Origin of the sequence: Flammeovirga agarivorans, from assembly GCF_012641475.1 — a bacterium.
Taxonomy (GTDB): domain Bacteria; phylum Bacteroidota; class Bacteroidia; order Cytophagales; family Flammeovirgaceae; genus Flammeovirga; species Flammeovirga agarivorans.
The window spans coordinates 621,501-636,197 of record NZ_JABAIL010000002.1 but is presented as its reverse complement, the minus strand read 5'-3'; the positions used below and the strand labels follow the sequence as shown (position 1 = coordinate 636,197).

Genomic DNA, 14,697 nt, shown 5'->3' with positions numbered 1-14,697 from the left:
AAAGGCTTTTTTTTATATATCACTTTTAGGATTATTATTTTCTGCGAGTTTTACTCCAATCCTTAATTTTGCACTTCTAGCTCTTCTATTCTGAGCAATTTCAGCGTTAGAAGCAGTGATAGGTTTACTTTTTAAAGGTTTTAATGGACGAAGGATATTGCCATAAAAATCTTTTTCATGTTTACCTTCAAAGTTACCAGCTTTAAAAAAGTTTTTAACAAGGCGGTCTTCTAAAGAATGATACGATTCAATAACAAAATGACCTCCTTCTTCTAATACCTCAGCCCCTTGTTCTAACATCTCTCTGAGTGTTTCTAGCTCTTCGTTTACTTCGATACGAATCGCTTGAAATACTTGAGCAAAGAAACGGTTTTCTTTTCCTCTTGGAGCCATCGGTCGAAGAGCATTCATTAAGTCAAGTGTAGTTTCTATTGTTCCTGCACTTCTTGCATGGATGATTAAACTTGCTGCTTTTCCTGCATGTGTAATCTCTCCATACAACTTAAATATCTCTTTCAATTTTCCTTCGTCATATTCATTAATGACTTCTTTGGCTGAAATAGAGCCAGACTGTGCCATTCTCATATCTAAAGGAGCTTCTCCTCGAGTGGAGAATCCTCTAGATGTTTCATCAATTTGATGTGATGAAATACCTAAATCACCCAAAATACCTGCAACACTTTTAATGCCGTGAAGTCTTAAATAACGTTTTAAGTATCTGAAGTTAGCAGCACAGAATATTAAGCGATCATCATTGATAGCTTCTGCGTTTTTCTTAGCATCAGGATCTTGATCGAATACAACCAATTTTCCTGTTGTTAAGTGTTTTAATATTTCTCTTGAGTGACCACCACCGCCAAAAGTTACATCAACGTAGGTTTTGGTAGGGTCGATATTCAGTCCTTCAACACATTCGTGAAGCATTACAGGAACATGATAATCGCTCATAGTATTTATCTCTGTTTTTCTAATTCGTTATTACCTTTAATAGGAAGTGTAATGGTGAACTCAGTAAAAGATGAAGTATCTTCTTCATTGTCTTTTGGCTTACTTGAAACCATAATGCGACCACCATGTTTCTCGATAATACCATATGATATTGAAAGACCAAGACCGGTACCTTCTCCTACTTCTTTTGTTGTGAAGAACGGATCAAATATCTTGTCAATCACTGCTTGGTGCATTCCTTTACCATTATCTTTTATCGAAATACTGATATGGTCGTCACCTTGTGTGAATCTTGTCTTCACCTCAATGATCCCTTTATCTTCATCGACAGCTTGAATTGCATTGTTGATGATATTCATAAAGACTTGATTTACTCTACCTGGTAAACATTCGATTTCCGGTAGGTCATCTTGTAAATCAACATTGATGGTTACATCTTTCTTTTTCGCTTTATTATTAAGAATAGTCAAAGTAGACTGCATGCCGTCATTGATATTGGCATGTTTGAATGTATCCTCGTCTAATCTTGAGAAAGTTCTTAACCCTAAAACGATTTCTTTTGTTCTTTGTGCACCTTCTTCTATACCATTGATTAATTGCTTGATCTCATCGGTAAGAATATCCACTTCAATTTCTTCTGCCAATACATTGATCTCTTTTACTTTATCTTTAATGTCTTCACCCTTTTCATACATATTGATCAGGTGATTACATTGATGTAGTAAAGTGATGATATCGTCGATATCGTCTTTCAATGGTTGAACATTAGAAGACACAAAGTTAATGGGATTATTGATCTCGTGAGCGATTCCCGCTGTTAATTGACCTAAAGAGGCCATTTTTTCTGAATTAATCAGTTGAACTTGGGTCGCCTTCACTTCTTTCATGGCTTCTTCCAACTTCTGGTTAGTATAAAGGAGGCTTTCCGACTGTTGTCTTAGCTCTTCTTCAGAAGTTTGAATTTCATGGTAAGCTTCAATAATTTTCTTCTTATCGTTTTCTCTCTCGTCTAGCATTTTATTGGCTAGATTGGCCAATTGATCAAATTCTGCATAGGCTAAACGATCTTTATTGATCTTTACATGTTCTTTCGATGCTGTATCAAAGAAAGAAGCAAATTCATGAATATTATTTGTGATGCCTGTTGCTACTTTTCTTAACCTCCACCATAAAATAGCAATCAATAGTGTAGATAAAGATAGAATTCTAAACAACTCTGTGGTTAGCTCATTAATTAATAGAGTTCTTTTAGCTGCAATTTGTTCGTCTAATTCATCTAAATAAACACCAGCACCAATAGTCCAGTCCCATTCTTTGAAATAGAGGATATAGGAGAACTTTTTGGTGACCTCCTGACTGTTTGGTTTTCTATAGTTATAATAATAAAACCCTCCATTCTTTTTCTTATTCATCATTTCGAATGGGATATCTTTGAAATAAGTGGTATCGCCATTTTCGTCTGTGATAGGTAAAGAATTGAGTTGCTTTGGTGTGATGGTCTTAGCCTTTTCATAGTACTTCCATCTTTGAAGCAATGGATGTCCTCTTTTATTGACAAACAGGTAGCCATCTTTTCCAAAATGCACTGAAGACATACGTTCTAAAGCTTGTTTTTGCATGTCTTTAGTAACATTGTCCATATATTCTCCAGTACCTATGACTAAGCCTAAGGGCTTGAAATATCTTATATATGATGTTTTAGGATACTGTTCCTCGTCTTTTTGATCTGGTTTTTTCCAATAGTAATTGAAATAGCCACTACCTTTTGTCTTGGCAATTTCCATTTGTTCCCTAATAAAATAGTTTCCTTTAGCATCTTGGTAGTCGAGAATGTACTCACCGGCTGCATCTGGTTCTGAGGCATTCATTACAGAGTAACCACTAATGTGATCAATAAAATAATAACCTCTTTTATTGTTGAATCGGATAGGGTAAAGCGAGTCTTTTATCAATTCAACAATTACCTTTTTAGGGAGTTTGTTTTTATTTCTTTCGTAGATGTTAGTCATAATAAGATAAGCCTCATCTACTCTATTTTTTAATGTTTTCCTTAAATGCTTTTCAGTATTTTTTTCTAGGTAACGAATGTATTTGGCAGAGTTTTCAACCTCATTTCTAGTAACACGCTTTTGATTTTCTGTAAATTCGGTTTCAAGCCGCTCTACATCAGCTTTATAGTCACTTAATTCTTTAATAGACCATATGCCGACAAGGAAGGTAATTGCAATTACTGAAAGGGTCATTACAGGAATAAAGGTCGCTTCTGAAATGTGCTCTTTATTGTCCTGACTATTTATATTGTTTTGCTCAAAGAGCTTCATAAATTTATTTCAATGATTTCGTGATAGGCTAAAAAAATATTCCGATGTCTTAGAATAATCTAGTCGTTACAAAAATATCGCTTTTTTATAATATTGGATAACAAATAAGTTTAAAATCAACGTTTTTTAAGAATTATATAACTGGGCTAATTTAGTGAAGTCCGATAATTCTGATCAATTCCTTATTTTTTTTCTTAATTGAAGTAAATGATTTACATCTCTTTGACAAATAGGTTGTTAAGCACCTAATAATCTAATACTTTTGCAAATCGTAAATCGGAATTAGAATTCGTAAATAAGTAATCTCTTGAAAACCAGAACACTTAAAGAAAATAAAGTCAATATAATTACACTTGGATGTTCAAAAAACATTGTTGACTCGGAGGTAATTATGACACAATTGAAAGGAAATGGCATTGCCGTAGAACATGAGATGGAAGATGATAAGTTTAATATTGTCTTAATCAATACTTGTGGGTTTATCGGTCATGCGAAAACTGAATCTATTGAAACAATTCTTCGTTATGCTGAAGCAAAGAAGGAAGGTTTAGTAGATAAGGTGTATGTTTCTGGCTGTTTATCTGAAAGATATAAGGAAGATCTAGTTCAAGAAATTCCTGAGGTAGATGCATTTTTTGGAACAAGAGAAGTGCCTAATTTATTGAAAGCGTTAAAAGCTGACTATAAAAAGGAACTTCTAGGTGAAAGATTGCTGACTACAGATAAGCATTACGGCTACCTTAAAATTGCAGAAGGTTGTGATCGTCCTTGTTCTTTCTGTGCAATACCATTGATGCGTGGTAAGCATGTTTCAACACCTATTGAAGACTTGGTGAAACAAGCAGAAGATATGGTAGCGAAAGGAGTAAAAGAAATTTTATTAATCGCTCAAGACTTAACTTACTATGGTCTTGATATTTATAAGAAACGTCGTTTAGCTGATTTATTAAGAGCACTTTCAGATGTGGAAGGATTAGATTGGATCCGTTTGCACTATGCTTACCCAACTGGCTTCCCTATGGATGTTATCGATGTAATGAAAGAAAGAGATAATATTGCTAACTATCTTGATATTCCTTTACAACATGGTTCAACAGAAATGTTGAAGAGAATGCGTAGAGGTACTACTAGAGAAAAGCAAGAGGAATTGATTAATGAAATCCGTAAGCGTATTCCAGACATTGCTATTCGTACTACTCTAATTACTGGTCATCCAGGTGAAACAGAAGAAGAGTTCGAAGAAATGTTAGACTTTGTTGAAAGAATGAAGTTTGAAAGAGTAGGTGTATTTGCTTACTCTCATGAAGAAGATACGCATGCAGGAGACACTATGGAAGACACAATTCCTGATGATGTTAAACAAGAGCGCGCAGATGAGATCATGGCCATACAGGAAGATATTTCACTTACTTTGAATCAAGAAAAGATCGGTAAAACTTACAAAGTATTATTTGATAAGATTGAAGGAGGTTACTTCGTAGGTCGTACAGAATATGATTCTCCTGAGGTTGATAATGAAGTTTTAGTTCCGGTTTCTGAAGAAAATCACGTTCGTTTAGGTGATTTCGCAAATGTGAAAATCACGAACGTTGAACCATTTGATTTATACGGTGAAATCGTATAATACTTGAAAAAGTGATCAGAAAATCTTACAATAGATAATTATATAAGAAAGACGTGAAAAATGAGATATTCTCTCCCATTTTCACGTCTTTCCTTATCTATAAAATGATCTATAAGATTTTTTAACAATAAAGAGTTATGCACGCGATTCTTTCGTTACTCATCGTTTTAACTTTATTTTCTGACAATAACGGGATTTCAAGGATTGCTACTGTCAATAAACACAAGTCAGCAGCCGAATCAGCGTTTAAGTCGAAAGACTATAAGACAGCTATTTCAGAATATAGTATGCTTTTGGACTCTCTTGGTGAGAAAGATGATGCAGCTATGTTGGATTTAGCTCATGCTTATTTTATGTCCGAAGATTACGAAAATGCTACAAAACGCTATGCTAATATTCAGAATGCTGCAGACAAAAAAATAGCTTCTATTGCTAATCAGCAATTGGGAGTCATTAAGTCACAGGAGCAAAAGCTTGAAGAGGCATTAGAGTTTACTAAGGCAGCGATGAAGAAAGATCCATCAAATCTTCAGGCTCGTTACAATTATGAGTTGTTGCTTAAACAAAAACAGCAGCAAGACGAGCAAAACCAAGATCAGAATCAGGATCAAAATCAAGACCAGCAAGATCAAAACCAGGATAAGCAGGATCAGGAAGATCAACAACAAGATCAGAATCAGGATCAGCAAGATCAAGAAGATCAACAGGATCAAGAGAATAAAGATCAACAGCAGGAGAACGAAGATCAGCAGCAAAAAGATCAAGGAGAAAATAAACAGCAAGATGAGCAACCTCAAGATGAACCTCAAGAAACAGAAGAGGAGAGGGAGCAAAAAGAAAAAGAGCAGCAGCAAGAAATGTTTAATCAGCGTATGCAAGAAATAAATATGCCGAAAGAACAAGCTGAAATGATCCTTGATGCCTTAAAAAATAATGAAGTACAATACTTCCAACAACAGAAGAAACGATCTGGTAAAAAGTCAGAATCTGATCAAGATTGGTAGTTAGAAAAAAGGGATGTATAGAAAATATACATCCCTTTTTTATTTTGCTGTGATACAAAGGTGTTCTTCCTCTGGAGGAGAAGAGTTCTCTTGATAATAGGAGAAAGCTTGTTCTTTGATGATAAGTGGATGCATGGCCTCAGAATACTGTAATAAATGCCAATTTCTTCCTTTTCTTACTTTACCTTTTAGTCGAACAGTTTTTCCAATTAATTTTAAAATAGGAGTGTTGTCTATTTTTAGATTTGGATAGGTAATCACAAAATAAGATTCAAAACCATTTTCATTCCGGTGTACTAAAACAGCAGGTATATTCCCCGATAGGCAACGAATAGCACAAGATCTATGTATTTTCCCAAAACCAGGTTTCATAACTCCGAAATAGCACTTTGGATCTACAATTTCCCCTGTAACTTCCAAGACTCCTTGATTAATAAAGGTTGGTGGTTTAATATTAATCACTTTATCTGATGATTGAATATCGGTAACTTCCAATACATTTTGTCCATTAAAATAGATAAGGTGCCCGGTAATATCGACGGCACTGTTATTAAGATTTTTGATATCCATATCATCTTCAGAAATACCAAACTTTCCTTGCTTAACTAGCATGATATCTTTGAAGTATCCCTTCTCAATTTCTACTCGAATAAAAGGAAATGGCTGCATATATAGTTTTCCTGTAAAAGTAGTTTCTCTATTTATTTCGAAAACCCCATTGGTAAAATGCTCTTGGAAAAAGCCAAATGAAAAGCAACTAATAAATAAAAGTATAAGAAATGAAGCTGCACCAATGAGTGTAAACTTTCTATATTTTCCTTTTAATTGATTGATGTAACCAATGTAAAATCCTTTCATTATCGTATTGTTTTTGGGTTGGATGGTACTCCTTCGCCAAGTGGAACAGGGTGTACAAAAACTTCTTTACCTTTTAATTTTACATCATAGGTATTTATGGTTTCAGTAAAAGGAGGTGGAGACTGTCCATTTTCTGGGTTGTATTGGTAACCATGCCATGGACAAGTAATACAGCCGTCAATTATTTTACCTTCACCTAATGGACCATTTTGATGCTTACAAACATTTGACACCGCAGAAACTTTATTGTCATACTTGAAAATAGCAATTCTTTCATTTCCCAGTTGAACAACCTTTGCACAGTTTTCATCAATATCATCGATAAGGCAAATATAGATGTAGCCGTTTTTATCTACTCGATTATGTGACCTTAGAAACTCTCTGTCACTAGTCCATTCAGCAATACCTGTTATGAGATGTAAAGTGATCAATATTCCACTTCCAATGCCGACCTGAAGTATTAAATACAATTGGTGGTCTTGTTGATAAGCTCCTAACAATACATGAAAAGCTACCAAGGTATAAGCGATATAGACAAACATATGAAGCCTCTTCCATAATATAGCTCCTAGGTGTTTGTTCCAAAAATCATGACTTGTTGAAGCCATTAGGAATAATATAACAAGAGCAAAAAAGCCTAATGTCTGAAAAGGGAAATCACTAGAATGATCATAGTCTAAATTGGAAGTGAAAAGGGAGTTGATAATTCCCTCATTACCTAATGCATGGAATTGAATTAATGAAAATATACCATGAGTCAATGCCATAAAGAACATCGCAACACCCAAATGTCTTCTATTGTAGAGAAGGGGTAAGAAATAATGGGATAGTCTGCATAAAGGCCCAATGCACAATATTAGTTGAAGCATTGTTATACTTAGCGAACCAAAACTTCTTATGATCAGTGTTTCTATGGTACAATCTTTTTGTGTGATTGCTGTAAACCCTGCAAAACTTAATATATATATAATGATGCCCAATGCAATCCATGAATCATATCTCTTTTTTTGAGGATTCCATAGGACAGATTTATATTCAAGAGACATATTACCTTTTTAATGACAGTTGAATGAGAGATATTTTATTGTGTTGATCAAATACTTTTAATGAAATAGTATTACTCGGTATCTTGAAGTGAAAATTTCCTTTTGCTGTAACATCACCCAAAAAATGCTCTTTGTTGTTCTTTTCAATAGCATATAAAAACACAGTAGGAGCTTTAAATGGGTGAAAGACTTGAAAAGTGAGATGATTTCCTTCCACATAATAATTAACGTCTGAAGTTGCTTTTGAATTGTCAAAGTTCGAAAGGTATGAGGAAGGAATTTCTGTGGAAATAAGAAGCCCTGTAGGTAGAATAATAGCAATAATTAGCCATAAAAAAATATGTTGATTCCTTAATTGGGTGTTCATTTTATTTTCGAATTGTTTTTGGAAGTAAGTAAACCCATAATAATATCGTTGCAGGTATCCATATGATCTTTGCAACAATAGGAGCATTGCTATACTTGGTATCTAAGTTTTTTCCTCCTCTTAGGATAAAAAAGATAGCAAAGAGAATTCCTATAAATAGATAGAATTGAGAAACCTGAATAGTTATTTTGATGAGTTGTTCCATTGACTATCAAAATACTACTTTTTCTGTAAACATTAAAATAAAGAAAAAGCACTTGTCGATTTCCAACAAGTGCTTCGTATAGATAGTAGTAAAAGTAGTATCAGGTTTTTTGTTTCTTTTTCTTCGCGGCAGGGAAGAGAATGTTATTCAAGATTAATCGATAACCAGGAGAATTAGGATGAAGATTTAGATCTGTTGGCTCCTCACCAACAAAATGACGGTAATCTTCTGGATCATGTCCCCCGAAGAAAGTCCAAGTTCCTTTGCCATAAGTACCATGGATATATCTGGCTTCTTTGGCTGCCTCACATTCTCCTAAAATAATAACATCACTTTTTATTAAATGCTTTTTGAAAGCAGTTGTCTGTCCCATAAAACCTTTAACTTGTTTCTCATGGTTCTGAGTTAACATCGTAGGAACAGGATCCCATTTTGCAGAGAAAGTGAATAATTCAAAGTAATCATTTTCTTCTCTTAAGCCTCTTTCATAAGATTGGTTATCTATCTGTGAGTATTCGTATTGATAGGGGTCGAGTTTTATTTTAAAGTCTTTAAATGCGAAAGTGTTCTTATAATTTAATTTGTCATGAACATTTTCGTCAACACCATCGCCATCATACATGTAATCACAGATATCAACATTATCTGCTGCTAAAGCGATGTCATAAGTGTCTGTAGCAGAGCACATGGCAAATAAGAACCCTCCTCCTGCACAGAAATCTCTAATTTTCTTTACTACAGCACTTTTTAGGTGAGAAACTTTCTCAAATCCATGTCTTTTTGCTGATTCTTCAAATTGATTTTGTGCTTCAATGTACCAGGCTTCTCGTCCATAAGTAGCATAGAACTTACCATATTGACCCGTAAAATCTTCATGATGAAGGTGAAGCCAATCATATTTAGGTAAGAGATCTGCCATTACTTCATCGTCGAAGATGACATCATAAGGAATCTCTGCATATGTAAGTACCAAGGTTACGGCATCGTCCCAAGGTTGTTTAGAGGGCGGAGAGTAAACAGCAATACTAGGTACAGCGTCTAATCTCATTAGATCCATATTGGATTCTGGGTGTGCAATTTCTTCTTTAATTTGAATAGCTTGAGCGTCAGAAATCACATCATAACTTACACCCCTAATCACAAGCTCTTGTTCAAATAAGGGTAGATTTTTAAACATAAAACTACCACCTCTGTAATTGAGTAGCCAATCGGCTTCCACTTCTTGTCCAAGAACCCAAAAAGTGACTCCATAAGCCTTTAGGTGGTTAGTTTGTTCTTGATCCATTGGCACAAGTATATGAGATCCGAAAGTATGTAGTTGTGCCAATAGCAGAAAGCAAAGTGAGATAATGGTCTTCATGCATTATTGTTTAGTAGGGTTTTATAGTGTTAATTGGGGCTAAATAGACTAAATAGATTAACAGGAAAGTTAAACTGATTCTTTTTCAACTTTTTAACTATCTTTAAGTTACAATTGTTTTTTCTCTGATGACTTTAGAAAAAGTCACTTTTTGATGAAAATATTACATTGTACTTTTTGTTTGAAAATTCAAAAAAAGTGAAGGGAAATAAATTGTACTTAACTAAGAAAACCTGATTTATTCGATGAATATTTTAATTTATATATTTGAAGCTTTCAGTTCTGTAAAAGCAAATAAACTTCGCTCATTCTTGACATCTACAATGATTGCTATCGGTATTATGGCTTTGGTCGGAATAATGACAGCAATTGATGCCGTTAATGAATCTATAAATTCTGGTATGGCAGACTTGGGTGTAAATAATTTTGAAATCTCAGATGTAACTAGAAGAAGAGGTGCTTTTGGAAAAAAATTAGCAAAAAAGAATATCATTTCTTACGAACAAATGAAGAAATTAAAGGAATCATTACCTGTAGAAGGTAAGGTAAGCCTTGAAGCTTTGGTCGCTGGTTCATTGGAAATCAAAAGATTATCTAAAAAAACAACACCCAATTACAGTGTAACGGGTATCGATGATATGTACCTAAAAAATAATGGGTATAAGATAAAAGATGGTAGAGAGTTCTCAAATATCGAATTATCTCAAGGTCAAAATGTAGCAATTATCTCAAAAGAGGTTTATACTAACTTATTTGAAAAAGATGAAGACCCTATTGATAAGGCTATCGGTTTCAAAGGTAAAAAGTTTAGGGTGATTGGAGTCGTGGAAGAGAAAGGAGGTATTGGTGGAGGTGATGCCGATAGACAGGTGTTTATTCCTCTTCTTAATGCTAATAAGTTCGCTACACAGCAAAGTTTATATTATAAAGCAACAATAAATACTACAGATCCTAGAGGTATTGATTATGCTATGTCTGAAGCAAGAGGCACAATGCGAATCATCAGAAGAGATCAACTTGGAAAACCAGATTCCTTTGAGATAAAAAGAAGTGATTCTTTAAACTCTGAATTTAATGAAATGACAATGCAACTTAGAATCGGAGGTTTTGCTATTGCGATTGTGACATTGTTAGGGGCATCTATCGGTTTGATGAATATTATGATGGTGTCTGTAACTGAACGTACAAGAGAGATAGGCATTCGTAAGTCTTTGGGAGCAACACCTTTTGCAATTAGACAGCAATTCCTTATGGAAGCAATTTTTATCTGTTTAATTGGAGGACTTTTTGGGACGTTTTTTGGAGCCTTAATCGGTAATGTATTAGCTAAGTTTATGGATACCGAAGGTTTTATATTTCCTTGGTTCTGGTTAATTGTGTCAATAGTAGTTTGTGTTGTTGTAGGAGTTGTTTCAGGGTTTTACCCAGCAAATAAAGCATCAAGATTAGATCCTATTGAATCACTTAGGTTTGAATAAAACACCCTCATAGAATGCAAAACATTTATGAGGGCCAGGTAAAGAATCTAAGGTATAACACTATTAATATTGTGATACAAAAAACAGGTCAATTCATTTTATAATGATTGATTTCTTTGTATTAAATTTCTACAGGCAAAATGGTTCTGATTGATTTTCGGTACTACCGTAAATCATTGGATAATTTAAGTGATAAATAAGCGTTGGAAGAAATAATTTTCTTTATAGATAGCTGTTTTTGGTATTCATTTCTTTGTTGCTTTTGTATTTTGATACCTCAATTTATGCGTGTTGACCTGTTTTTACAACATTTGTAATCATTAATAAACGACGATTATAATATGTTAACAATATTAAGATGGTATTTGAAATAATTGATTTTCAGTTATTTAAAATGTTTTGTTTTTTCTTTGTTTAATACAAATAGCACCTCAATTTAATCTGACCTTTTTGGTAAAAACTTTGAACTTTAAAGCACAAACGGGTAGAGACTTAATGCGTTCAAATAGATATATCACAATTGAACAGAACTTAAAAATCTTAATATCATGAAGTCTCAAAAGAAAAGAACTATTTCAGACAATGAAGAAATAATAGATCACGATATAATGACGCAGGAAGATGTCAAGTTAATTTCATCTTACCTACTTCAAAAAAACAATAAGTAAAACAAAATTTTCATATCAATTTATTAAAGCTTTCAGAGATTCTCCGAATGTTTTTTATAAAAAAAGTAGTCACCCCTTTTGTCGACGTGACTACTTTTTATTTTTATATGAATGCTATTTCAGCTTAGTTACCCCATCCAAAGAAACAGTGTCCTTCATTGTTGTAACGTTCTCCCATAGAAAAGAAGAATGTTGCTTCCTCAGCTGCATTGTCATCAGAATCAGAACCATGAACAACATTTCTATCAGTTGATCTTGCAAAACGTTTACGGATTGTACCGTCTTCTGCTTTTGTTGGATCTGTTGCACCAATCAATTTACGGTAGTCAGCTACTGCATTGTCTTTTTCCAATACGGCTGCAACTACAGGTCCTGAAGTCATGTAATTTACTACATCTTGAAAGAACGGTTGGTCAGACAAGTGGCGGTAAAACATTTCAGCTTGTTTCGTACGTAACCTTACCATTTTCATTGCTTGGATACGGAAGCCTGCATCATGAATCATCGTTAAGATTTCACCAATGTAATCTTGGTTTTCTTCTCCAGGCTTAATCATAGTAAAAGTGAAAGTTCCCTTTTTAGGTGCGTAGTTTTCCATAATTTGTTTGTGTCTATTATTGTTATCGATTATTTTTTATGTGTTATGAATAAATAAAAAGCTATAGGGTTATGTATAGATGTGTTATTCATAATTTGTAAACAAACTTATATAGAAGACTAAAAATTACCAAATAAAAAATAAGGTTAGTTGATCGATGTAAATTTCGACCTCTAACCTTATTTTTAAATATCTATTAGCAGGTTTTTCTACTGCTTAATTATCAGTGATTTATGAGATTACTAGAGTAGTTTAACTCTTAAATTGCATTAATTTAAAATTCTTGAAGTTGGATCAACTTATTATATGCTCCATCTTCTTTTTCCATTAACTCATCGTGTTTACCGATTTCAGAAATCACACCATTATCTAATACCGCAATTTTGTGTGCATTTCTAATCGTCGATAAACGGTGGGCAATGATCAAACTAGTTCTGCCTTCCATTAGCGTCTCTAAAGCATCCTGTACTAACTTTTCAGACTCAATATCCAATGCAGAAGTTGCTTCATCCAAGATCAATATAGCAGGATCTTTTAAGATCGCTCTAGCAATTGCAATTCTTTGTCTTTGTCCACCAGATAGTTTTACACCTCTTTCACCTACAAGTGTTTCAAACCCTTCTGGGAAAGAATTGATGAATTCTAAGGCATTAGCTTTTTTAGCTGCTTCAATGATCATTTCCTTTGTCGCTTCTGGATTACCATAGCGGATATTTTCTTCAATAGAACCACCAAATAGTAGTACTTCTTGAGGAACAACTCCTACATGTTTACGGAATCCGATAAGGTTATAATCTTTGGCCGATTTATCATCAATGAGAAGATCTCCACCTTCAATTTCATAAAAACGTTGTAATAGGTGTGCCATTGTAGATTTACCTCCACCAGACTTACCAACAAGAGCAACTTTTTCACCTTTGCTTATATGTAGGTTGACACCTTTCAATACCTCAATCTCCTTTCTAGTAGGGTATGAGAAACGTACATCCTTGAAAGTAATATTTCCTTCTAATCTTGGAATGTTTTCTTTGTCAATTTCATGTTCAGATTCTGCTGCTAAAATTTCTTCAACTCGATCTGTTGCACCTACAGCTTTTTGTAAGTTGCCATAAATATCTCCTAAGCCACCAATTGAACCTCCAATGAACATCGTATACAATACAAATGAGGTTAAGTCTCCAATCGTGATTTCTCCTTGAGACACCATGTAAGTACCATACCATAATACTCCAATGATACCTCCCATCAATACGAAAATGATGAATGAGATAAATGTACCTTTATATGTTGCTGCTTTTAAGGCGATATTCACAACTCCCGATAAATTGCTGTTGTATCGGTTGACTTCAAAGTCTTCGTTCGCGAAAGTTTTTACAGTACCGATAGATTGAATAGTTTCTTCAACAATCACATTGGCCTTTGCTAATGCATCTTGTGTACCTTTTGAAAGCTTACGAATAAACTTACCAAAGATGATAGCAAAAATGATAAGTACTGGGAAAGTCAACATCATAAAGAACGTCAACTTTGGATTTTCCATGAATAAAATAACTACGCCAAAAACTAAAGTGGCAAGTTGCCTAAATAATTCAGCTAGAGTAGTTGAAAAAGTATCTTGAAGTACAGAAACATCAGAAGTAATTCTACTGAAAAGTTCGCCAGATCTATTCCTGTCATAAAAAGACATGGGTAGTGACATGAATTTTTGATATAAAGCACCTCGTAAATCTGCTATAGCATTCTCGTTTACTTTAGCGAAAAGATATACTCTTGCAAATGAGAATAAACTTTGAAGAAATAATACAGCGATGAGTGCAAAGCCTACTGAAGTTAAATCAGGTAGCCAAGGAATTGTGACAATACCTTGTGCTGTATCCATCAAAGTACCAATTAACTTTGGTAGTGCTAGTAAAATTGTACTTGAGAAGAAGAGACAGATTAAGCCGAGTGTGAAAATGCCTTTGTAGGGCATCATAAATCTAAAAACACCTCTTAATTTCTTTATACTTCCTTTATCTAAACGCGCTTTTTTCTCTCCAGAGTCCTTTCGCGACATATTTCTAAATACTCCCACAATGTTTAATGCTTGTTCGAATTGCAAATGAACGACATTTTTATGACTTATATTACCTTTTTTGTGGATATTCATTTAAAAAATATGAATGAAGTAAGAGTGGGAAGTTTTTTTGAAAATTTGAGGTAGTTGTTGTGAATAAAAAA

At 34.0% G+C, this 14,697-nt stretch carries 12 protein-coding genes; 3 read left to right on the top strand and 9 right to left on the bottom strand.

Features of this window, described 5'->3' with window-relative positions; genetic code table 11:
• Positions 1-12 precede the first annotated feature (12 nt).
• The gene (rsmH, locus tag HGP29_RS07350) at positions 13-948 is read right to left on the bottom strand and encodes a 16S rRNA (cytosine(1402)-N(4))-methyltransferase RsmH (RefSeq protein WP_168881722.1); all 936 of its coding nucleotides are present in this window, start codon (positions 946-948) and stop codon (positions 13-15) included.
• A 5-nt stretch (positions 949-953) separates the two neighbouring features.
• Complete coding sequence (locus HGP29_RS07345) at positions 954-3,269, bottom strand: cache domain-containing protein (protein ID WP_168881721.1); 2,316 nt, start codon at positions 3,267-3,269, stop codon at positions 954-956.
• 307 nt (positions 3,270-3,576) lie between these two features.
• On the opposite strand from HGP29_RS07345, the gene rimO reads away from it, so the two are divergent.
• Together rimO and HGP29_RS07335 are read left to right on the top strand one after the other, a co-directional pair.
• Positions 3,577-4,893, top strand: a complete 1,317-nt coding sequence (rimO, locus tag HGP29_RS07340; protein WP_168881720.1) for a 30S ribosomal protein S12 methylthiotransferase RimO — start codon at positions 3,577-3,579, stop codon at positions 4,891-4,893.
• Between the two features lie 137 nt (positions 4,894-5,030).
• On the top strand, positions 5,031-5,897 hold the full coding sequence (locus HGP29_RS07335; RefSeq protein WP_168881719.1) for a hypothetical protein: 867 nt from the start codon (positions 5,031-5,033) through the stop codon (positions 5,895-5,897).
• 39 nt (positions 5,898-5,936) lie between these two features.
• Here the strand turns inward: HGP29_RS07335 and HGP29_RS07330 are convergent, their stop codons facing one another.
• From HGP29_RS07330 to HGP29_RS07310, 5 genes are all read right to left on the bottom strand, one after another.
• The gene (locus HGP29_RS07330; protein ID WP_168881718.1) at positions 5,937-6,755 is read right to left on the bottom strand and encodes a hypothetical protein; all 819 of its coding nucleotides are present in this window, start codon (positions 6,753-6,755) and stop codon (positions 5,937-5,939) included.
• Positions 6,755-7,801, bottom strand: coding sequence for a Rieske 2Fe-2S domain-containing protein (locus HGP29_RS07325; RefSeq protein WP_168881717.1), 1,047 nt, complete (start codon positions 7,799-7,801; stop codon positions 6,755-6,757). The genes HGP29_RS07330 and HGP29_RS07325 overlap by 1 nt, the downstream gene beginning before the upstream one ends.
• Before the next feature lies 1 nt (position 7,802).
• On the bottom strand, positions 7,803-8,168 hold the full coding sequence (locus HGP29_RS07320) for a hypothetical protein (RefSeq protein ID WP_168881716.1): 366 nt from the start codon (positions 8,166-8,168) through the stop codon (positions 7,803-7,805).
• Position 8,169: 1 nt separating this feature from the next.
• On the bottom strand, positions 8,170-8,373 hold the full coding sequence (locus HGP29_RS07315) for a hypothetical protein (RefSeq protein ID WP_168881715.1): 204 nt from the start codon (positions 8,371-8,373) through the stop codon (positions 8,170-8,172).
• 100 nt (positions 8,374-8,473) lie between these two features.
• A complete protein-coding gene (locus HGP29_RS07310; RefSeq protein WP_168881714.1) occupies positions 8,474-9,733 on the bottom strand; it encodes an asparagine synthetase B in 1,260 nt (419 codons plus the stop codon).
• 245 nt (positions 9,734-9,978) lie between these two features.
• On the opposite strand from HGP29_RS07310, the gene HGP29_RS07305 reads away from it, so the two are divergent.
• Positions 9,979-11,211 carry an ABC transporter permease gene (locus tag HGP29_RS07305; RefSeq protein ID WP_168881713.1) on the top strand — a complete coding sequence of 411 codons (1,233 nt, stop codon included), beginning with the start codon at positions 9,979-9,981 and terminating at the stop codon, positions 11,209-11,211.
• A gap of 792 nt (positions 11,212-12,003) precedes the next feature.
• Here HGP29_RS07305 and ndk read toward each other — a convergent pair.
• Both ndk and HGP29_RS07295 read right to left on the bottom strand, forming a co-directional pair.
• Positions 12,004-12,477: a nucleoside-diphosphate kinase gene (gene ndk / locus HGP29_RS07300; protein WP_168881712.1), complete on the bottom strand. Its 474-nt coding sequence runs from the start codon at positions 12,475-12,477 to the stop codon at positions 12,004-12,006.
• Positions 12,478-12,751: 274 nt separating this feature from the next.
• A complete protein-coding gene (locus HGP29_RS07295; protein ID WP_168882088.1) occupies positions 12,752-14,533 on the bottom strand; it encodes an ABC transporter ATP-binding protein in 1,782 nt (593 codons plus the stop codon).
• Positions 14,534-14,697: the final 164 nt, after the last annotated feature.